This window comes from Facklamia miroungae, from assembly GCF_012396555.1.
GTDB lineage: Bacteria > Bacillota > Bacilli > Lactobacillales > Aerococcaceae > Facklamia > Facklamia miroungae.
The window spans coordinates 83,287-105,224 of record NZ_JAAXPS010000005.1 but is presented as its reverse complement, the minus strand read 5'-3'; the positions used below and the strand labels follow the sequence as shown (position 1 = coordinate 105,224).

Here is a 21,938-nt window from a genome sequence, read left to right as displayed (position 1 = left end):
AGTATTATAAAACATTTTCAGTTACTGAAATATTCCTGAAAACTCTCTTTGAATATATAGCAACTATAATTGAGATTATCGATGACCCAAAAAGAACTAACCAACTATTACCTGCGAATCTATCAAATAATACTCCGTAAATAGCTTGTCCAAGTGGCTGTGCTGACAAAGCAACCCCTATTAATGTTGCCATTATCTTTCCTATTAGTTCACTAGGAGTTTGTGCCTGTACCATTGCAAATATTTGTATCGTAAAAAGTGTAGCAGCACTCATTGAACAAAAACACATAATTGTAATTATAAGATATGTTACGTATGTATTAATACTTATTAGTAGTGCTGTTCCCATCACACCCACGCATAACCCACATATAATTAATAATTTATATATATTTTCCAATTTTAATTTTTTATGGACAGTTGCTGCTAATATACCTCCGAATAATCCCCCAAGTGCTAAAATACCTTGTGATATCCCTAATTCTAAATCACTCATTTTTAATATTTGAACAATGATTATCGGAATTCCAACAATCATAACTGCCGTTAATACAAAATTAAAAACTGAAACTATAAATCCAATTGAGAAAAATATCGGCTTTTTAAACTTTACAAATTTATAACTTTCTATTAAATCGTCTTTTGCAATAGATAGCATTCTCTTATCACTTTTCCTTTTCACAAAGGGAATTTCTACGAAAATCTCAATTACAGCAGAAAATGTAAAGCAAAGAATACTTATTAATAATATCGACTTAAGACCATTAAATCCAAATAAAATTCCTCCAATAACCGGTCCTAATAAATTCGCTAATGTGTTCACTTGATTTATAATAGCATTACCCGTAACTAAATATTCTTTATCAACTAATAAAGGTAGGCTTGCCTGTACTGATGGTTGATAAGTACCAGATATTCCGTATAGAAGCATTAGCATTGTAATAAATAACGGAACAATAGAAATCCTTTCAAATGTAATATAAAGCACAATCATAAGTGCGGCCGTAGTGAAATCTAAAATTACCATTATATTTCTTTTATTTAATCGATCAGCAAGGATTCCTCCGATTAATGACAAAATTACCATTGGTATAAAAGAAATAGCTGTTACAACTCCAAAAATGGTAGCTGATCCTGTTTCTCTCAATAAATATAAAGGCAATGCAAACCTTAAAATTGCATTACCAAATAAAGAAATTATCTGTCCTATAACCACTAATGTAAAATCTTTCTTAAAAATATTCTTTTTCTTTTCTTTCATAATTTCCTCCTTAACATACCGACAGTCGGTATGTATATACTCTAAAAATACTGCTCATATGAGCAGCTTTATTATGGGGTTTTTACTTTTTATTTAATGATGTACTTATAAATTTATCCATTAATTCATCGTCCATCAATTTTATACCTATACCAGTTAATAGATTATTAAAAACTATAAATCTGTTTTCTGTATTGTCGGCCTTTGTATTTCTAGCTAGTGGATTTAGCCAAATATTGCTTAGTATCATAATGGCTTCTGCTGTTTCAGCTGGATACTCGACTTCTATCGACCTATCGCTAATGCCCTCTTCAAGAATTGGTTCTATAAATTGTGGAGCCACAATTTCATATATTTGTTTAATCTCCATTGCCAAAAATCTTGGATTATCTAGTAAATTTGGAGACAAGGTCAAAGCAATCTCATGGTTCATACTATCTAAAGCAGTTTTAAATAGCTTCTGTAATTTTTCAATTCCATTCAAGTTTTGATCATTTCTAATCTTAGCAAGCATTTCTGCATTTTCTTCACCTAATCTATCACAAATTGATTCGAATATATCTTCTTTAGACTTAAAATGATGGTAAATTGCTCCTTTTGATAGGTGAGTTTTATCTATTATGTCTTGCAGAGATGTATTGTCATATCCTTTTTCTAAGAATAATTCACTTGCTACATCTAAAATTTGCTTTATTGTTTCTTCCGGAAATTTATTCCTAGCCATTGAATCCTCCTAACTTTACAGACCATCGGTCTGTAAAGTTATTATATCAACATTAAATACTTTTATCAATATTATTTTAAAAACTTCTTACTTTCTAAAGAAATATTGTTAGTTATTATCAATTTTACTATTTGTAGTAAAGTAAGCTGATAGAACCTTAAGACCATACCAACCTCAAATTTGAATCTCAACTTTTTTCTAAATTCTTTCTTTTCTTTAGACTTTAATTTATTTTCATTCTGAAAGCTTATTGATAGCTCCAAATGAAAATTATTTTCCTCTTGACGTTTCAATTCTTCTTTTGTTTTAATATTTTTGGATATTGTTCTAATATTATTCTCCTCACTATCATCATCGATAGGAGTTCTTTTTTCCAAAGAGCTCAACAAAATCGCTTGGCTTTAAATTCTGTGGAATATCTGTCAATGCTAGACAGAAAGCGATACCTAGAATAATTCTTTTAAACTATAAATATTTTACGAAGTAACACTTATACAATATCCTTAATAATTGAGATAATTCTTTACTTAAACTAGACCTCTAATCTTTAAAAGCTCTTCATATTTTTTACCATGCTATATTGAATAATGAATATTATTAGAATTAGTATAAAGCAGATTGTCAATGGGGAAGTCAAGGTTGTAAAATTAGTATTTTATCTACATTTAAAACTAAATGAGCAACAAAATTAATAAAAATAATACAAAATCCGAAAAAGCATAAAAAACTAGACGCTAATTATTAGCTAACTTCACAATTATATTTTTCACAGAAAAGATTTATTGCTTCTTAATATAAGTTATATAGTAAAATCTCTCATTTTTTTATAAATATGTAAATAATATTACTATTTAAAACTAGTTCAAAAGTTATTCAATCTATTTATTAAGAATTTCCGATATCATCTATATGCTTTATATCTCATTCTAAACTTCTTTATCAAAATAAGATCATCAGCTTCTAAAAAAATTAATATTACCTTGTTCATAATAATGATCAACTTTAATATTTTTATTTGTATCAATCATTCCATATTAATATATACATTTTAATTTAAAAGTATTTGTAAGTTTATTTATTAAATCCTGAATCGCATCTCCTAGTTCTATTTCAAATGATATGCAAAACATCTTTTCTAAAAATACACCTTCATTTTCATCTTCAAATAAACCAGGATATTTTATTTAAAGAAACTCTCTTACAAAACTAGATTAATATATTGCATCAAATTTTCAAAATAGTTAATTAATTGTTTCTTTAATAAAATTCTAATAGTCTTATAAAAAAATTCTTAATTTCTTAGTTTATTATAATATTAACGTCCATTAATTGACTATACACCATAATAATTGTAAAATATAGATGACGTATGAATAAATATGCAATGAGAAAGGATCTTTACAATGGAAAAATTTGGACCTTAGAATCTTTTGATGGAACAAAATTATTCGCTTCTAAATCTTTAATTGAGGACATGAAGGCTGTGGTAGTTATAGTTCATGGTTTAGCTGAACATTCAGGACGCTATGACTATGTTGCTAAAAAACTAAATGAGGCAAACTTTGGAGTTTATCGTTTTGACCATCGTGGTCATGGTAAATCAGAAGGAGAAAGAACTCACTTCAACGATTACAATGATTTAATTGATGACATTAACCATGTTCTAGAATTAGCTAAAAAAGAAAATCCAGACCTTCCTATTTTCTTAATTGGACATAGTATGGGTGGATTCGGAGTTACTTCTTTTGGTACAAAATATCCTCAAAAAGTAAACGGTATCGTTTCTTCTGGTGCTTTAACAAGAGATCTTAATAACTCAGTCAAATCTGCACTAACTGACTTAGATCCAAGTACTCGAATACCAAATGAACTAGGTGAGGGCGTTTGCTCTGTCGAAGAAGTAAGGGAAGATTATCAAAATGATCCTTTAAATGAAAAATCTTATTCAATTGGATTAGCTCAACAACTTGCTAAAGGACTTGATTGGTTAGAGAAACATCCTACTGACTTTGTTGATCCTATTTTAATTTTACACGGAGAAAAAGATGGATTAGTTTCCTATGAAGATTCACTTAAATTCTTTAAGGAGATTGAAAGTGAAGATAAACAAGTAAAAATCTACGGAAAACTATTCCATGAAATATTTAATGAATACATGAAGGACGAAGTCATTCAAGATGCTATTTCTTGGATTGAAAATCGTATTTAATTAAAAATAAACACTCGAAAATCGGGTGTTTGTTCAGAGCTCTATGCTCTTTTATCAACCAGCGTCTCAAGACGCTGGTTTTTTCTTTTTTTATCTTCTTATTTTGATTTTTTGGCTCAGTTTCTCTTTTTGACGCCAGTGTTTTTGTCGTTTCTCTTCAATTAATAAAACTGGCTTTCACTACTATAAATAACTGACTACAGAGCCTTTTGTCTTCGATAAATAGAAAAGATGTTAATTTTTAGAGTTGAATACCATATCATTTTTTCATTCTGGTTTTTTTATCGCAATTCAGAATATATTTGCTGCGAATTGGAGATTAGGGAGCTCCAGCGTTTTAACTATTTAAATCGTCGCCCAAGCTACTTTTAGTCGTTTCGGATGTAGGAACTTTAGACGTACGCTTGTACCATTCAATCCATTTCCAGGTCGCTACAATAAATGGGATCCCGAAAGCGTAAAAGGAGATTAAACCCAACTGCCCCGCAAAGTTCATAAACATAAAAGCAATACCTGATAAGCCGTACAACACAAGAGGAGCGATGCTCAACTTGCGAACACCCACTGAAGCTGAATCCAATGATGGCGCTTGTAGACGGCGCAACTGATAGCCGTGAGCCAGATAGGTCACGAATGCAACGAAGAACCACCCGACATAGTTATGGATAGGGACACCGAAGTACGAGCCTCCGTCCAACCATACCCACCATCCGTTTTCCACAGCAATCGGGTCATAGTTTAAGTCGAACGTTGCTACCACCAGTGCTCCGACTACCGCTCTTAAAATAATCAGAGGAGTCGAATGTCGAGTGGGCGTTGGGGAACCATCAATAAGAAGGTTTGTGACGACCCATGCTATGTAAGTAAGAGTGACCCAACCACAAAAGACCGCAATCGGAATTACGTCTAGTTTAGGACCCATGATTGGATTGAAGTAGTATCTACCGAAAATAATACCGGTATGCACACCTATCTCTTCCAATACGTAGGCTATTGCTAGGCCAGACCCAACCATTCTCAGTGCCGGCTTCCATCCGAGCATTTTAGCTGCATGCCACGCCACCATGGCTAAGGTCACTACCGCCATCGGAGCCACTACCTTGGCCATGGTGTCCGGATCCATCATAAGTGACGCACTCGCTTTTGATTGATCACCCGAAACGGCATACGCTGAAAAAGTAAAAACTACTGATATAATCATAACTACTAACGCAGATATTTTACTGATATTGCTAAACTTCTTTTTCAATTTCTACACCCCATTTAACGAATATTATCTATCCAAAGATTTAACTATTAAAAAGTGCGTACTTTTAACAATATCTTAATTATATCATATTGATAGCAAAATAAAATCATTAGCACTCTTGTAAACCTATCAATGGAGTGAAATTATCTACACTACAATTTGTTCTGGAAATGATCTATGAGAACATAATTTGACTACATCTCTCCCAAACAAGATTTAAGCTTTTAATATAGTTTTTATACGTTTCCGTCAGCCCAATTTGCTTATTGTGATTGTAATTAACCAAATTGAAAGACGGCGGAGAAGTTATTATCAAATCAACTGAATTATCTTTAAGATTTTTCATAGATCTTGAGTCACCTAAAAATACATAATTAACTGTTTTTATATTGTTTTTTCTTTTTTGTTTTTTCTATTAATATATATGAGATAAGTACCATCAAAATTATAAAAATTGAAATCAATAAAATAGTTGTTTTCATTTTAAACATTTGAACTCCTACACCAATAATAGGATTCATGAGCATTGTAACAAGACTAATCGAAAATGATAACCCTGAAATTATAGTTGCTCTAGATTCATCATCAACCCACAAATGAAGCATTTCCATAACAATAGGATCTATAATATCAATAATAATATATAGCAGTAATAGACTAATAATAAATGCAGTATTATGAGGTAAAATATGGAATACAATCGAAACCATTAAAATCATAGAAATTATTTGCATTAAGTTAGATATACGAATTTTTGATATTTTATATGCTTGAGTGGCTACTATACCACCTATTACGCTGAAAGCCATAAAAATAGCACCATTAGTAGAATTTGAAAAACCTATTGTTGAAAAATAATTTGGCAAGAAAGTAAAGACTACATTTATTGCAGAAACTGTAACAGTAGTAAAAATAAACATAAACAGAATTCTGCTGGATTTTATCATTCTATGAAAAACCGAAAATAGTTCCTTAAACTTTTGGTTATCTTTTTGAAGATGATTTTCTACAGTAAGTGACTGATTATCAGGAGTAACCATTATTATTATTATTGAACATAATAAAGTAAAAGATTGTACCAAATATGGCAAGTAGAATTTAATACTATATAGTCCACCTCCTAGAAATGTTGCTCCTCCTAAAGTTAAAGCACAGATTAACTGTAGCTTCCCCCGTATTTTTCCATAGTTTTCTTGCTTACCTTCGCTCCTTAATGCTTCAAAAAAAAGTGCATCATCTGCTCCGCTTAAAAAAGCATTCCCAACTCCCTCTAATACAAATGTAGCCATCAAAATATGATATATATAATCTTTCGTTGCCACTACTGCCGATGAAATTGTTAATACAGGAGAAATAGTTAGCATAATCAAGCCTAGTAAAACTACTTTTTTCTTATTGAAAACATCTCCCAGAATTCCAGAAGGAACTTCTGAAATAAGTTGCGAAAAGAGAAAGATTGATTGAAAAAAAGCAAATTGAACTAAAGATAACTTTAAAAATTGAACAATAAATATCACATTTATTATTCTGGTAAAACGTAAGTTTTTAAAAACTATATAAAGATAGTATTTGAATTCCGATGAAATTTTATTGTTTTCCATACCATATTCCTTCTAACTCATCTTTTGCTGACCAAAAATTATCAACATTTAGTGATTTAAAAACACCTTCTAACTCTATTCTGTTTACAAATTCTTGAAATAACGGATCGACCGCTCGTTTCCAATTCTTTTCAAAAATACCAATTTTTCCATTATTACTTCTATGCATTCGGTTTCTGCAACTGAGTGAAGGCATATCTATATAAATCTTAGGATATATATTACTATTAATATTCCAAGCTTTACCAATAGCTTTACATTGACTTAATTCTTCACAAACAATAATTTCTTCAAAATTCTCTTCAAAATATTGCGAAATAAATTCTGGTAAATACGAAATAATTGACCTTCGAAAATGAAGTAAGAGTTCTGGTCTAAAAACAATATTCTTTGAACTAGGTACTAAATCATACAAACCTTTTAGTTCATTATCACTAAAATTATGGTTTTCTAATATTTTATCAATCATTTTATAGGATAAATCTCTTCTAATTATTTTTATTTCTATTCCTATACGTTTTGCTAATTGAGTAAAAAAGACTTCCAAACGTATAATAAACTCTTGCCACCTTTCTTTTTCATAATTATTTGTACATGATTCAATAGGTGTGTCAACATATATTGCACAATTTAAATTTTTTACAATAGCTTCATTGATTGGCATAAGTATATCAAAATAAAAATTTATTGCTAGATTCTCAATACTCGCATCACAACGATCAATACATCCTCCTCCAACAACTAAAGCCGTCTTTTGAGAGGTCTTAATAGTTTCATCAAAAACAATTAATTTTCTTCTAGCACTAACATCATAATCCAAATTATTTAATGAAATAATTTGAGTTAAATCTTTTTTATACATCTTTTTTATTAATATATTAGAAAAATCATTATCTTTATTTTTAGACATAAATTACCCACCATTCAGCAAACCTTTTTTATACATAATTCTAACAACTTCTTGTTCTCCGCTCTCCTTTTTTAAAGGGCAATCTTCTTTAAATTTAGCACTAGTATCCGTATCGATATAAAGTGAAATATCATTTAAGATTTTCTCTGAATAATTTTCACAAATTTCAGAAAAAGCTTGTCTAACCAAAGCTACCCCTCTACTTTCTTGAAGCAATTTATCCGTTGACAATTCATAACCATAGCTAGAAAGTTTAATACAATCATCAGAATTATCACTATATTTTTCAAGCAATAAAGCTTGAGAGTAATTGGACGGTAACAGATAATATGGTCTTAAACCTAATTCCATACTCTCGAGATAAAATGTTAGTCCTGGTGTTGAAAATATTTTACTAGATTCACAAGCCTCTGATAAAAATTCTTTATGTGTCATTACTTTGAATGTTATGGTGCAGTCAAAATTATTATTTTCTTTAATCCAGGTTTCCTGTAATGTATTACATGCACAAATAATTTTATATTGGTTAATATTGGGGATTTCTAAGAATAATTTTAAATAGAATTGTAAATATTCTCTATAAAATAAATCATTTTCATATGGAGTAATTATACCAGCAAAATTTATTAGGATTTTATTTTTATTACAATTTTTATTTTTTCTATAACCTTCGGTATTGATGATTGGATTTATCATTTGAACATTTTGATATTTTAGTAATTTTGCTTGATCAATAAATTTATTTTGTGCAAAATAAATTTCATATCCATCAATCCCATTCAGTAAATCCTCCCACATCCAACTTAAACTATCTACAAAAATACTTTTTATTTTTAAATCCGCATGTTTCTGCAGTTTAGGGACATCTAAATTCATAACGTTAATCAGAAGGTCATAATTTTCAATATTCACTACTTCTGAAAATTTTTGAACATCTATTTTATCAGTATCACAATCTATGTAAGCTAATTTATCCCTAAAATTATTCTTAAAAAATTTTAGAGATTCACCTTTTCCACAAAATGTAATATCTTTATATTCTTGCTTTAATAGTTCCGAAATAATGAGTATAGTTTTGACGATGGACCAAAACCAAAATTTGTAGTTATAGCTATAATTTTCATGATATTTGTCCTATAAAAATATTTTTTTCTATATACTTTAAGATTTCTGACCATTCTAACTTATTTGGAAATTCATTATCAGAATCATAGTATATAACATGTACTGGAGAACCCGTTGTATGCAAACCTTCATACAAAGGTGTTTTTGAACCGATTCTACTGTTTATCCCCAAAACAATAGGGATTGAATGTGCCGATGCCCATCCAAGTTCGACAGCACATCCATAACTATTATTTGGAAAAGTAATATACACATTACTTTGCTTCAATAATGAATAATCTCTCAATGTACATTCCATAGAGTCTGCAACTTTCCTTCCAAACTCTTCTTCTTCAAGAGCACAGAATACATTGTGACCATATGCTCTTAAGTCAGATAGCATTTCTTTAATTCTAGATTTTGTTTCCGTTTCTAAAGGATTAGCTAAGTTCGTATTAATAATTCCTGTAATTGGTGTTCCTAAGAAAATTTCCATTATTTTTCCTCACAATCATTTACTAAATTGAAGAAACATCTGCTAATAGCGATTCCTCCATTTTGGACAATAAATAGTTTAAGATAGTAACTTTGAAGGAGCGTATCTTCTTCAAAACTAACCTCTCCTTCAATTACTTTAGTTGAAATAGTTTTAAAGCGAATTCGTTTTAATTCAGCTGATAGATTTGAAGAGTTCTCCACATATGTAGGTAATTGTATACCTAAATAAACATCGCCTTTATTTTGAGGAGTAATGACAATTTTATATTTTATTTTTAATCTTTCTTGGTCATAATTATCACAGGTAAACTCTACTTCTGGCATACCAATCATTGAAGTGGATTTATCACCGCACCTATAACAATAAAAAGTTTTTATGGTGAATAAATTTTCAGTTTCGGGGATATAGCAACATTCTACACCTGAACTGCCACAGCAACATTTTTTGGAAACTATACTATTTTTATCCACTATTGAGCGAAAAATATTGTACCTATCAAACTCAAAAAGTTCATCACTTTGATTTTGTATCATCATCTCAGCCATTTTTTTAGAAATAGGATTTACTCTATTTATCAAGTTTTGTTCAAAATCTAGGTATTTTTTTTCTGTTGTACCATATGTACCTCTTCGTGTCATTTGCATATAATCTGACAGTATATTATTTGATAATTTTCTAATACTATGATCTCCACTTAGAAGACCTGATGAAGCAAATACTGAAAGTCTAGATAACACCATTCCACTTATTTTAGTTAATCGAGCAGTCTTATTATATTTTTCAGCTGCCTTGAAGATTTTTGAATTATTTGGAATGCCAATATTGATAATCGAAACAAAGGGTTGTACATCTTCTAATTTATTGTGAAGTTTTCTTCCAATATTTGTAGAATCAGATTCAACAAGAATTTCATATAATTCTGGGTTATCAATCGATTGTACCCCGATAGAAGCTACAACATTCCTTGACATTCCATCAATAGCATCCAGTGTCAAATTAAACCTCGAATCATATAATCTAGAATCATAAAATGGGAAATTACTACAAGATAATAAAAAAATTTTTTCAACATTTATAGAGCTAATTCTTATAGCTTTTTTTTCATCTTTAAAAAATGACTGTCCTACATGTCCCCAAGATGGTGCAAACTTCTCCTTTTGAGGAAGAGCTTTATTAAACCCATGTAAAGTAAAATCTGCTAAATTTAGATGATCCTCTTTCCCATGCCCATGAAATACAAGTTCGGACCAATGTTTTTTTGTTAAGACTCCTTTTATGTCTTCTCTTTCAAGTCTTCTTATATCAAAAAACTCCCAATCAAAGTCTTTTTCTTTAAATTCATTCATTTTTTTATGTGAAAATATTGCTTTCCGTAACTCACTATTTTTTAGAGTAAAGAACTGTTTTCCTATCATCCAGGATAAGGAAGATAAATCTCTTCCAGTTAATAAATAAACTTCTATGTTATTCTGTTTGCAATACTCTAAAATTTTTAACGCCTTATCTTGTGAAAAATCTTTATATAATCCTATTAAAACTAAATTGTTCAAAAATTTTTTCTCGCCTACAGTATATAACCATTGAATACAAAATAGATCACTGTTTTTATAAAATTCCAGTTCCTCTGATAGGATAATACCAGCCTCACATTTAAAAATTGGAATCCTTTCAAAATCTTCATTACTAAATCGTTTTATACTATCAAGCAAGTCTTTTCTTTCCTCATCAACAAAAATGGGAACTTTTTCTGTAAAATTTAGTCGAATATTATTAAAACTGTCTATGTATTCTTCAAAATTACTATATATTTTAAATAATTTTAGATTTTCCACATCGAACCTCCAAAAGCACGCATAGTGATAGACTATTACATCCAAATGTCTTAAAGGATAAATAAGGTATTATTTTTTATCAAGATGACATCCTTATTTTTCTTAAGACTTTAGAATGTCTAAAGTCTTAGGTGTACACCTAAATTTTCTATCCTCCAACAATGACGATAATATCCATCACCAATAGAAACATTAGTATAAATTTTAAATTTTTTTTCATATTATTTCTCCTTTTGATTTTTATTTATTGTATAATATATAAAATTCGTTTAAATTTTTGTTGGGAAAATGGGAAAAATTATGAAATCAAAACTTGGTATAACACTTAGAAAAATTCGTAAAGGCAAACAAATCAGTTTGTGTTCTATTGCTGATAATAATTTATCAAAATCACAGATTTCTCGATTTGAAAGAGGCGAATCAGAGATATCTTGCATACGATTGATTAATATTTTGGACAAATTACATATATCTATGGATGAATTTCTCATTATACATGATAACGATTACACCAAAACTGAATCGTTTGCTAACTTGATGCAGTATATTAGAAAAGAGTATTCTTTACAAAATATCCAAAATATTTCAACTTTACTTTCTGATTCCTCAAATTACAATTTAAATTCATTTGAAAAAACAATGATAAAATCTATCATACATACACTAGATAATGATGTCGCTCCAACTGAAGAAGAAATCCTTCAATTAACAGACTTTCTTTTTAAAGTAGAAAAATGGGGATATTATGAAATTATTCTCTTAGGAAATTGTGTCAGAACAATAAAATATGAATCATTTTTCTTACTTACAAAAGAAATGCTAAAAAATTATATCTACTCTTCTCTAAATAAAACTAATAAAAAGTTAGTTACACAGCTCTCAATTAATTGTTTAATATCAAGTATTGACATTAAACAATTTGAAAATTGTAAATATTTAATAAAAAAAATATCACAATTATTAGAAAATGAACTAAGTTATTATGAACAAACTGTATTTCTCTACGCACAAGGATATTTTGAATTTCATCATGATGTTGATGCTGGAAAATCTAAAATGCAACAAGCACTCCAAGTATTTGAAATACTTGGAGAAAATGCCATTTATGAACAATATTTAAATCACTACTCCAAAAACATAGAAAAAAGTGGTTAACAAAAAGAAGCGTACATATATTCACACATACACCTCGAATTTTTTAGTTTTTAACACTCATATGTTTTTAGAAATAAATTTTTGATAATTCTGCTATTATTCCAACCACCTCACTTCAGACACTAGGACTGATTCTATCCTCGAAAATGACAAAAGGATTATAACCAAGCCTTTTTCTAAACTCTGAAACCGTGGGGTTTTAACCTTCTCTCAACAGCAGTCCTAATATCTCCACATGTGTCGTGAGCAATGTAAGTATGCAAAATTTATGTTAAGCATGCTATTTTACTATTATTCCCAATGATAATTTACTTTCGAATAATCAATTTTAAAATTTGTTCCAATGTACTTTTCAAGTTTTTCGGAGTAAGTACACAGCTTTTTATAATAACTTTGAAAAACTTCACCTAAGAAACAACTTTAAACCAGTCCAAAAAGTGTCTTATTCTCATAAATATACTTTAGTTTATCGATGGCTTACTTTATATATTAAACTATAGTAAATCATTGCATTTCTGAATTCTGTAGATAATGAACTTTCTCCTTCTTCAATTATCGACCCAATCGAATGTTATCAATTTTCTTATCACTTTGTTTCAAATGTTCTAATAATTTTCTCAAAAACAATAGCAAAATCTACTAAAGCCATTTTGTTTACAAAAGTGGAAACTCCCCCTTGAAGTGGCTCATCAATAATTGGCTGCAAGATATTTTGCTACGAGAAAGATTGAGAATATAATCGTTCTATAAAAAGGTTTTTAGGCCGATGTCTTAATTAAGTAAGTATGACTTATCATGTTTTATGAGTGTAATATTGGCAGCTTCATATCTAGATAAAGGATTTATATTATCCCAATCATTTGGCATTTTAGTTCTACTGAGTAAATTATCTTCATCTTTTGTTACTGTTGCTGTCCACAAATATTTATTTAATTGATTGAAAACAAATTCCTGTGTTAGTTCACCTTTAGAAGCTAAATCTTCACAAACAGACTGAATAATTCTCATCTTTCTATTTGTAGTTAATTGTTAATATTACTCATTTAACCGAAAGCAAAACTTTGATGTTTTTTCGTTAATTCATCATATCATTAGCTTAAAATTAAAAATCACAACTTATCCAGAGCAAGAAGAGGGAATTGGCCCAATGAAGTTGCAGCAACCTACCACATGGCAAGGTGCTAAATCCAACTCGAAAGAGACAAATGAGTCTAACTCAAGTTATTGAAACGACGATTCTGTTGTGCTTTTTAATTGAGTAAATAACGAGGAGTGGTCGAGATGTTACCAGATAAAAATGTAAGTTTTAAAGAATTTATTAAGGGAATTAGAGAATTAGGCATTATGATTCATTTGAGATTTGGGAGAAGTCAGAGTGGTAATATTAAAGGACATAATTAGAAATTTTTAGTCATTATGGTTTCAATCCAATTGTTTTGCTTTCCAGTCTCAATGTAACCTTCTGTTTCTAATAGGTGCTTCATAGCTGCAGTACCTACCACATAATCCGATACATTTTTTTCGTATCTCTCAAGGCTATGAACATAATCTTCAATGCTTCTTAGAGCTTTTCTTCCATATTCTTTGGACTGAAATTGATCTCAAATAACAATTCGCCAAATATAAACGGTCTTTTCTTCGATATCAGTAATTAGAGAAAAAAAGCCGACAACTTTATCCTCTTCTTCTAAAGCGAATGAGAACAAAGTATCGTCATCTTGATAGTAATAACTCTCAGCTAAAGAAAAAAGTGGATTTCTCACGAAAGTTTCTTGGCAATTTTTAGTTTCAAAGCCATTACATCATAAATATTTTTCTCTGTAATTTTAGCTTAATTCATCTATTCCTCCTAATAGCTTAATTTTTAAATAAGTTATATTTTCGTTACTCCATAAATAAAACATTGATTAATAATCTTTATGAAATAATTTCATCATTGATATTATCCGTAAACTTTTCTTTGTTTAATAAGATTATCAATTACATGATCATCTAAAATGTCTAACTCATAAAATATATAGTACTTTATGATTTGATTTAAAATCGATGTTATATTTAATTGATCCTCTGTGTCACTGATTATTTTCTTATCCTTTGATTTATAATCTCCATGAGTCAAATAATTTCTTGTTTGCACTAAAGAATACACTACACTTTTTATTGATTGCTTTATATTTTTATTCTTCTCCTTGAAAAATTTTTCTTTCATATTTTCGTTTAACTTGTTGAATAGTTCTGTCAATCGCTTACTTAAACTAGTCTCTGGACTATAATCAATATTACTGATAAATCTATCCTGAAACTCGCGATCTAAGTGTTCTACTACAAAACTTTTAAGTAGCTTTTTTTGTTCTTCTAGTTTTTCATTCGGTGATAATGAATCAGATATATCAATAAAATTTCTATGGTATATCTCTAAGTTTTTAATTGAATTCAAGAGTTTTGAGTCACTAAAATAATTTGTATTAATATCATTTAAATAATTATCAATAATTAAATTTAGTCTATTATTTTTTTCGAACCAATTTTCTAGCATAATCGAAAACTTATCTTTAATTTCATTATATGTAATAGTAATATTTGGATCTTTTTCTGCTTTGTATTGCTCATAAATATAATAAGATTTTATTGAATTTCTATACTTTCCTTCAAATGCAATATCAATATCTACAAAAGTATACTCAGTCGGTGATTCTACAAATAAATGAACTAAATCTTTGAAGGAGTGCATGTAATGTAAATATTTATCTAAAGTATATTTCAGATCATCAATAGCATTTAGTTTCCAAAAATATTCTTCATAAATTGAATTATTTGTAGTTTGACAAATTACAGAATTTGTAAATTGTATATTATACTTTGGAAGCTCAAACACGTCATTTTCAAACCCTTCAAAGTCATAAAATATAGATATTCCTTTTTCTTTTGTTTTTTTACGAATAACAGTACTATCCATCCAATTATTTATACCTTTAAAACTAAACTGAAGGGAGGTACACTCAATATTATTAATTCCTATATCAATTATATATTGCAATAATGACTCTAGAGTATACTCAAAATGAGCATAATTCACTTTCATTAATAAACACTTTCCAACTAAATATTCAGAATAATCAAAGCCAGGAGAGTTCTGTCTATATTTTATTTGATGATTTATATTAAGTAATATTGTAAATCCATCTTGAGAAAAACCAAAGATATTTTCTTCATAACCCAATTTATCATCAATATAAACTATTCCTCGATTGTCTTCATTTCGATTCAAATTACCGTAAACTTCCAACTTCAGGCGTCCATTATAAAAAGCAAGTTTTCCTGTTGTTCCTTTTGAAAAGTTTTCTCCAGGTAATATCCATGTTCCAATTATTTCAAAATCTTTATCTAATCTATATGTTTGATTCATTGTTTTCCTTTCTTTAAATTATTTTGTTGAAGAGTACTTGTGATTCTTTCTCTTCTTTTTACCACCATCAAATCTTACCAAATTACTCCGTCTCTGCTTCTCCTCTTGTACCATTTCAAACGTATTCTCCGAAATAATTGCTGGATGTTTATCTCTCGATAGATAACTACCATCATCATCATTATCATTATCTTTAAATAAATGGGCATGCCCAATATACTTCTCATTATTTAACATAGTTTTCAAAGCTCGTTTCGACCACTTAGCTTTACCTCGTAGTGAGGCTATTTTATGTTGTTCAAGTTGTTTTCTAAGATCCACAATGCTATTTCCTTCCAGAACCCAATCAAAAATCTGACGAACTACTGTGGCTTTTTTCTCATTAATCACTAAATAACCTTCTTTGTCATGATCATAGCCATAACACTTGCGATGATAAAGTCTAGAAGTACCATTCATGGCTCAGTGTCGATGACCTATTTGGATATTTCGACCTCGTGATTCATTATCTGCATGAGACACTGATTCATAAATAGAGAGAATGAGTTCACCATCATCTTTAAAAGTATCAAAGTTTTCTTGGTCAAAAATAAGATGAACTTTTTGTTCCTTGAATAACCTGATTGTCTCTAATGCCTCAACCGTATCACGACCAAATCGGCTAACAATCTCAGTGATCACCGGATTCAACTTAATTTTAACACAGTCTTCAATCATACGATCGTACTCTTCACGCTTAACATTTTTCTAAGCTGAAGCGATGTTAATATAGATATCCACTATTAGCCAAACTTCAACGGAGGAAACTTTCTGGGTTAAAGCAGAAAGTTGCTTAGCCAAACTACGTAACTGTTCTTTAGTATTGAACTGACTCGAGCAAAAATAGCAACCCGCTTTTGTTTGGAAGGTCGTTTTGCTGGTATAAAATTAACATTTTCCTTTAAGTTCATACGCTTCCTCACTTTCTAAGATAACATCCGTAATCATAATTAGCCTCATGAACTATGTTAACTAACCTAATAATAAGTAAGCTATTCTAATTAATAAATTACATTTTCCGAGTAAAGAATGTTGATCTATTTCCCCACGCTTCTCGATTTATTAATTTTCATTCCTTAATTTTGTCAGTTTTCATAATAATTTTACTAAAAAGCAGCCTCTGATTTTAAATAACCTAATCAAAAAGCTGATATTAAAAGATTTTAATCTTCCATCTTTTCCATCAATACCACACACTCCACATGCGTTGTATGCGGAAACTGATCCACCGGTTGAACAGAGACCAATTCATAGCCATAGTCACGCAGCCAACCCAAATCTTCTGCCAGGCTTTTTGGGAAACAAGAGACATAGATAATCTTATCGGTTCCAAACCTTCCAATGGCTCGCATGACTTTACCTCCAGCCCCAGAGCGTGGCGGATCGAGTAATAGTAAGTCAGGTCGTCCCCACTCTGCATCTATGCGTTTCAAGCCATTTCTCGCATCACTGGTCATAAAGAAGGTATTGTCTAAACCATTATCCCTCGCATTGCGAATAGCCGATTGAATCGATTGGTCAACAATCTCAATCCCTGCTAGGTCTTTGGCTCTTTCAGCTAGTGGCAAACTAAAAGTTCCCACTCCACAGAAGAGGTCTAAGACCCGCATTTGATTATTGACCTGGGCTATTTCCAAGGCTATTTGAACAAGCTTTTCGGCTTGAATGGGATTGGCTTGGAAGAAGGTTTCGGGCCAGATCCGATAACGAAAACCATTTAACTCATCCTTAATATAGTCTCGTCCATAAAGAATATGCGTTTCATCCGCTTGAATCCGTTCAGTTGCTTCTTTATGGAGAATCCATTGCAAACTAGCCAACTGGTAAAAACGTTGACTTAAACGCTGACTCAAGTCAGCTACTGCTTCTGACAGCTCGCTCGGTGCTTGGGTGGCATAAATGACAACCATCAATTCATCCGTTACAAAGGACTGCCGCAATAAGAGATTACGTAAAAGCCCCGTTTGGGTCTGTTTATCATAATAAGATAATTGATAATCTTGTTGCCATTCAGCCACTACTTCTTTGACTTCGACGAATAATTTAGGAGCAAGCACGGAATCTTTCATGTCAATAATCTTAGTGAAATTACCTTGTTCATGCATACCGATGGCACCCTCGGCTCCGAAAGTCAATTCCATCTTATTACGATACCGGGTGGGATCATCCATCCCGATAATAGGACGGACACATGCGGGATCAAAGCCTTGACTTTCTAAATGGTCTTTCACTTCTTGTGTTTTATAAGCTAATTGGGCTGGATAAGTCATGGAAATCAGTGGGGTTCCACCGGCATTGGCCTCTTTAATGGGAATATCTGGATTACGATCAGGACTGGCTTCTAATAATTCATCAAACGACACAACCGCCTGCTTCCTACCCTTGGCATTAGGTACAGTCACCCGGACCTTATCTCCTGGAACAGCATTGGGTATAAATAATTTCAAGCCCTTCCCATTCGACCCACGGTCTGGCGGATGGACATAGCGGGCATAGCCGTTTCCTTTGTGGTCCAAGCCAGTTATTTTTACTTCTAAGATTTCTGTTGGATAAATTTCTTTCTTCATTGACTCACTCTTTCTATTGGTCATTTCCTTTAACAATCTTTTGTTTTTTCTTGAGCCATTGAGAATAGGACCCCGGATACAATTTACCTGATATTCCTATCTCATCTAGGGCTAATAAATTACTACAAGCGGTTACGCCTGATCCACAAGACACCATGACCTCTTTATCTTTAAGAGCTTTAAAATGAGCCTCTAATTCTGCTTGAGACTTTAGCTTGCCCTTTTCATCGTAGACCAAGCCGTAGTAATAAGATTGTGCATGAGGAATATGACCAGCGCGGTCATATAATGGCTCCTCTAAACCTAAATAACGTTCGTAACTTCTGGAGTCCATTAAGACTTGATGGGCTCCGGGCTCTTCACTATAGGCTTTGACTCGTTGGAAATCTACCAATAAATCTTCATTAGGTTTCAATTGAATCGTTCCTGCTTCTACTTCTGCTGGTAAATCTTGCGTATAAGCCACACCCGCCGCTTCAATAGCTAGGCGTCCAGCTTGAATAATTTTGACTTGATCAATGCCAAAGTACTTTAATAAGAACCATAGGCGTGCACTCGCTTGGCCCTCACCGCCATCATAGATGATGAAACAATCATCTTGTTTAGCACCCATGGCTTGTAATTTAGCTTGGAAAATTTGGCAGTCCGGCAAGGGATGGTTACCTGATTGGTCAGTTACTGCCCCTGAGAGGTCTTTCTCCATATCCATGTAAAAAGCTCCTGGTAAATGCCCCTTTAGATAACGTTCATATCCGGAGGAATTCCCCTTACCTAACGTCACATCAATCAAAATACAATTAGAATCCTTTTTAAGCTGATCAATTTCAATAAAATTTTTCATTCGCTGCCTCTTTTCTTTCTCGACTTAGCAACCGTTGATTCTCTACCTTATTATACCATTGACCCTTACCAGATTCATTGAGGGAAGTAATTATAATTTTATTAAATCAGAATGGGTTATCTTTTCCAATTTGATAACTAAAACAAAACCATTAATTTCTAAACTTCACATCGGTCACTTCAACTGCTCTTCATTTACAAAACCTTTACCCCAAATTTATATTGCATTTACAATTCAACGTTATACTTGTTTACAAGAGAAAAAGTTAGGAGCTACAAAATGACCAATAAAATATATGAAATAGAATTACTCAAACAAGATTTTAAACTCTACCACTCTGCTCATCAAACGCACATCAATTACCAATTGGAAGTCCCAGAAGGAGCCACTGAGTTATTTATCACCTTTCATTATGAACCGCTTAATGAAAGATCTCCTCATGCACTCGAACGGTCTTTAATTAAAGAAGGACTGAATCCTTCACTTACTAAAGAAAGTGATAATTATCGCAACCTTTTAACCTTGTCCATCAATGATCCAGAAGGCTTCCGAGGCGCGCACCATTACTTTAATACGAACCAAGAAATCATCCTTAGTGAGCATTCAGCTTCCCTAGGCTTTATTGCCGGACCGATTAGGACGGGACGTTGGGAAATTATTTTATCCTGCCATGGTATCTTTTCCGACTTTGTCGAAGGACAAATCCAAGTCCGAGTGAAATGTGGTGAAGATTATTCCTATAGTTGGGGAATACCTTTATCAAATGTAGGTTTCAAACAAAAAATAAGAGACTGTTCACAAACAACTGGAATTGGATGGTCCTTTCAAACGATTGAACTGCATACCCATACCAACCATTCCGATGCTCAACACACCACTCAGGAACTTTTACAAGCAGCTGAAGATCTTAAATTAGATTGGCTAGCCATTTCCGACCATAATACAACATCCGCCCTCTATGAAGCTAAAGATAATGATAACTATAACTTTAATGGTAAAATCATCCCCGCAATTGAATTCACAACTTTCTTTGGACATTTCTTGTTACATGGTCCGATCGATTATTTAAATATAAATTGGACCCAGGTCGGCCTCCACCAGATCGATGAGTTATTGGGAGAACTTAGTCATTTTCCATTGTCAATTACGATTGCTCATCCTTTTTCACCTGGCAACCCTTATTGTACCGGTTGTCGCTGGGACTACCCCTTACCCAACCTTTACAATGTGGACGCCATTGAAGTCTGGAACGAACCAAACCCTCATTTGTATGAATCCAATACTAAAGCTTTTAACCGTTGGGTTCAATTTTTAGATCAAGGCTATGAAATTGCTGCTACGGTTGGACATGATTGGCACCGTCCCTTAGAAGAAAATCAAGTAGTGGCAAGGATGTATATTAACTTACCAGAAGATGCTGGTGATTTGGACTTGATAAAATCTCTACAATACGGTCGGTCTTACTCAACGCTTAGACCACAATTTCATCAATTAACGATCAACGATTACTACGGCTTAGGTGATCGGATTAAACTTCAAGCAACGAACCACCTAGATCTTCAGATAAGTGGTTTAAATGACGATGAAAAAATCCTCATTTACTCAAACCTGGGATTAATGACAACCATCGAATTTGATCAATCACAATCCATTCAGTCCTATCGGTACGCGTTTACTGCCTTAGACCTTCAATATATACGTCTAGAAGTACGCAATAGCCACCAACACTTGATCGCATTTACAAATTGTTTCTATTTTGAATTATAAGTGGAGGGCTTACATGGAAAGAATATTAACCGCTCATTCTGGATCCGATAACACTGTTGACAATTCTCCAGAATTTGTTGAAATGATTTTGCAATCTGGGGTGGATGCCTTTGAAATGGATTGCCAAATAAGTGATCAAGGCGAACTCTATCTAGCCCATGATAGCCTGCAAGATTCTTCAAAAAGCCTCTTATTACGAGATGTCTTTGAAGTGATGTTAGCCTCAAATAACCATAAAATTAAAATAAATATCGATTGTAAAGATGAGAAATGCGCAAAGCTAGCTCTCAAAATGGCGGACAATTATTCTTTATTAGACCGTACTTTACTTTCGGGTTCAATCAACTTAGAAGATATTGCCCAGAAAGATCGGGAAAAAATCTTTTACAATCTACCTGAAACTTTTCCTTTGAATCAAACTTCAATCGATTTAGCTAATTTAACTTACAATGGCATTAAAGTAGTGCAACTGTATTATGGGGTTGTCACTCAAGAAGTTTTAGAAACGATAAAAGCTGCCGGTTTAGAGCTCTCTGTCTGGACCGTTAATGACATACAAAAAATTGATCAAATGTTTGCCATGGGATGTATGAATGTAACTACCCGTTCGGCGTTAGCCTATTTAGGAAATTTATAATTATACAATCTATTATTCAGGATCATAAGATAGTATAACCTTATCTCTTATCACTAATACATAAGACCTCTTTAAAATGAAGAAGCTCCTCAATCCAGACTAGGATTGAGGAGCTTCTTCATTTATTTCGAATATAT

General features: G+C 31.7%; 19 protein-coding genes, 1 pseudogene and 1 riboswitch. Of the genes and pseudogenes, 4 read left to right on the top strand and 16 right to left on the bottom strand.

All coding sequences use genetic code 11. The annotated features are described in order from the left end of the window. Nucleotides 1-4: 4 nt before the first annotated feature. From HF969_RS06650 to HF969_RS06640, 3 genes are all read right to left on the bottom strand, one after another. Nucleotides 5-1,261, bottom strand: coding sequence for an MFS transporter (locus HF969_RS06650; RefSeq protein ID WP_090289997.1), 1,257 nt, complete (start codon nucleotides 1,259-1,261; stop codon nucleotides 5-7). Between the two features lie 82 nt (nucleotides 1,262-1,343). Next, entirely contained in the window at nucleotides 1,344-1,985 is a 642-nt protein-coding gene (locus tag HF969_RS06645; protein WP_090289996.1) for a TetR/AcrR family transcriptional regulator, read from the bottom strand. A gap of 71 nt (nucleotides 1,986-2,056) precedes the next feature. Further along, on the bottom strand, nucleotides 2,057-2,362 hold the full coding sequence (locus HF969_RS06640) for a hypothetical protein (protein ID WP_143406558.1): 306 nt from the start codon (nucleotides 2,360-2,362) through the stop codon (nucleotides 2,057-2,059). Nucleotides 2,363-3,354: 992 nt separating this feature from the next. On the opposite strand from HF969_RS06640, the gene HF969_RS06635 reads away from it, so the two are divergent. Then, nucleotides 3,355-4,194: an alpha/beta hydrolase gene (locus HF969_RS06635; RefSeq protein ID WP_210727901.1), complete on the top strand. Its 840-nt coding sequence runs from the start codon at nucleotides 3,355-3,357 to the stop codon at nucleotides 4,192-4,194. Nucleotides 4,195-4,531: 337 nt separating this feature from the next. Here the strand turns inward: HF969_RS06635 and HF969_RS06630 are convergent, their stop codons facing one another. From HF969_RS06630 to HF969_RS06605, 6 genes are all read right to left on the bottom strand, one after another. Next, the gene (locus HF969_RS06630; RefSeq protein ID WP_090289994.1) at nucleotides 4,532-5,443 is read right to left on the bottom strand and encodes a carotenoid biosynthesis protein; all 912 of its coding nucleotides are present in this window, start codon (nucleotides 5,441-5,443) and stop codon (nucleotides 4,532-4,534) included. 374 nt (nucleotides 5,444-5,817) lie between these two features. Beyond that, on the bottom strand, nucleotides 5,818-7,044 hold the full coding sequence (locus HF969_RS06625; RefSeq protein WP_090289993.1) for an MFS transporter: 1,227 nt from the start codon (nucleotides 7,042-7,044) through the stop codon (nucleotides 5,818-5,820). Then, a complete protein-coding gene (locus tag HF969_RS06620) occupies nucleotides 7,031-7,954 on the bottom strand; it encodes a hypothetical protein (RefSeq protein WP_090289992.1) in 924 nt (307 codons plus the stop codon). The genes HF969_RS06625 and HF969_RS06620 overlap by 14 nt, the downstream gene beginning before the upstream one ends. A gap of 3 nt (nucleotides 7,955-7,957) precedes the next feature. After that, nucleotides 7,958-8,866, bottom strand: a complete 909-nt coding sequence (locus tag HF969_RS06615; protein ID WP_245694843.1) for a hypothetical protein — start codon at nucleotides 8,864-8,866, stop codon at nucleotides 7,958-7,960. A 208-nt stretch (nucleotides 8,867-9,074) separates the two neighbouring features. Further along, nucleotides 9,075-9,554: a hypothetical protein gene (locus HF969_RS06610; protein WP_090289991.1), complete on the bottom strand. Its 480-nt coding sequence runs from the start codon at nucleotides 9,552-9,554 to the stop codon at nucleotides 9,075-9,077. Beyond that, entirely contained in the window at nucleotides 9,554-11,389 is a 1,836-nt protein-coding gene (locus HF969_RS06605) for a hypothetical protein (protein ID WP_090289990.1), read from the bottom strand. Before HF969_RS06605 ends, HF969_RS06610 begins: the two co-directional genes overlap by 1 nt. 300 nt (nucleotides 11,390-11,689) lie before the next feature. Here HF969_RS06605 and HF969_RS06600 point away from each other — a divergent pair, with 300 nt between their 5' ends. After that, the gene (locus HF969_RS06600) at nucleotides 11,690-12,544 is read left to right on the top strand and encodes a helix-turn-helix domain-containing protein (protein WP_090289989.1); all 855 of its coding nucleotides are present in this window, start codon (nucleotides 11,690-11,692) and stop codon (nucleotides 12,542-12,544) included. Between the two features lie 771 nt (nucleotides 12,545-13,315). On the opposite strand, the gene HF969_RS06595 is transcribed toward HF969_RS06600, so the two are convergent. The 7 genes and pseudogenes from HF969_RS06595 to HF969_RS06565 form a co-directional block, all read right to left on the bottom strand. After that, nucleotides 13,316-13,552 (bottom strand): hypothetical protein, encoded by a 237-nt coding sequence (locus HF969_RS06595; RefSeq protein ID WP_090289988.1) that lies wholly within the window; start codon nucleotides 13,550-13,552, stop codon nucleotides 13,316-13,318. A 105-nt stretch (nucleotides 13,553-13,657) separates the two neighbouring features. Then, nucleotides 13,658-13,756, top strand: a riboswitch (SAM riboswitch). A 389-nt stretch (nucleotides 13,757-14,145) separates the two neighbouring features. Next, the gene (locus HF969_RS06590; RefSeq protein WP_168427176.1) at nucleotides 14,146-14,307 is read right to left on the bottom strand and encodes a hypothetical protein; all 162 of its coding nucleotides are present in this window, start codon (nucleotides 14,305-14,307) and stop codon (nucleotides 14,146-14,148) included. Between the two features lie 179 nt (nucleotides 14,308-14,486). Further along, entirely contained in the window at nucleotides 14,487-15,950 is a 1,464-nt protein-coding gene (locus tag HF969_RS06585) for a HEPN domain-containing protein (RefSeq protein WP_090289987.1), read from the bottom strand. A gap of 18 nt (nucleotides 15,951-15,968) precedes the next feature. Next, nucleotides 15,969-16,409, bottom strand: coding sequence for a recombinase family protein (locus HF969_RS06580; RefSeq protein WP_090289986.1), 441 nt, complete (start codon nucleotides 16,407-16,409; stop codon nucleotides 15,969-15,971). Nucleotides 16,410-16,412: 3 nt separating this feature from the next. After that, nucleotides 16,413-16,679: pseudogene (locus tag HF969_RS06575) on the bottom strand (recombinase family protein); the annotation flags it as partial. Nucleotides 16,680-17,152: 473 nt separating this feature from the next. Beyond that, entirely contained in the window at nucleotides 17,153-18,556 is a 1,404-nt protein-coding gene (gene rlmD, locus HF969_RS06570; protein ID WP_090289984.1) for a 23S rRNA (uracil(1939)-C(5))-methyltransferase RlmD, read from the bottom strand. Nucleotides 18,557-18,569: 13 nt separating this feature from the next. Continuing rightward, complete coding sequence (locus HF969_RS06565; protein ID WP_090289983.1) at nucleotides 18,570-19,397, bottom strand: sulfurtransferase; 828 nt, start codon at nucleotides 19,395-19,397, stop codon at nucleotides 18,570-18,572. Nucleotides 19,398-19,676: 279 nt separating this feature from the next. Here HF969_RS06565 and HF969_RS06560 point away from each other — a divergent pair, with 279 nt between their 5' ends. Both HF969_RS06560 and HF969_RS06555 read left to right on the top strand, forming a co-directional pair. Beyond that, nucleotides 19,677-21,164 carry a CehA/McbA family metallohydrolase gene (locus HF969_RS06560; protein WP_090289982.1) on the top strand — a complete coding sequence of 496 codons (1,488 nt, stop codon included), beginning with the start codon at nucleotides 19,677-19,679 and terminating at the stop codon, nucleotides 21,162-21,164. Between the two features lie 13 nt (nucleotides 21,165-21,177). After that, on the top strand, nucleotides 21,178-21,801 hold the full coding sequence (locus tag HF969_RS06555; protein ID WP_090289981.1) for a glycerophosphodiester phosphodiesterase: 624 nt from the start codon (nucleotides 21,178-21,180) through the stop codon (nucleotides 21,799-21,801). Nucleotides 21,802-21,938: the final 137 nt, after the last annotated feature.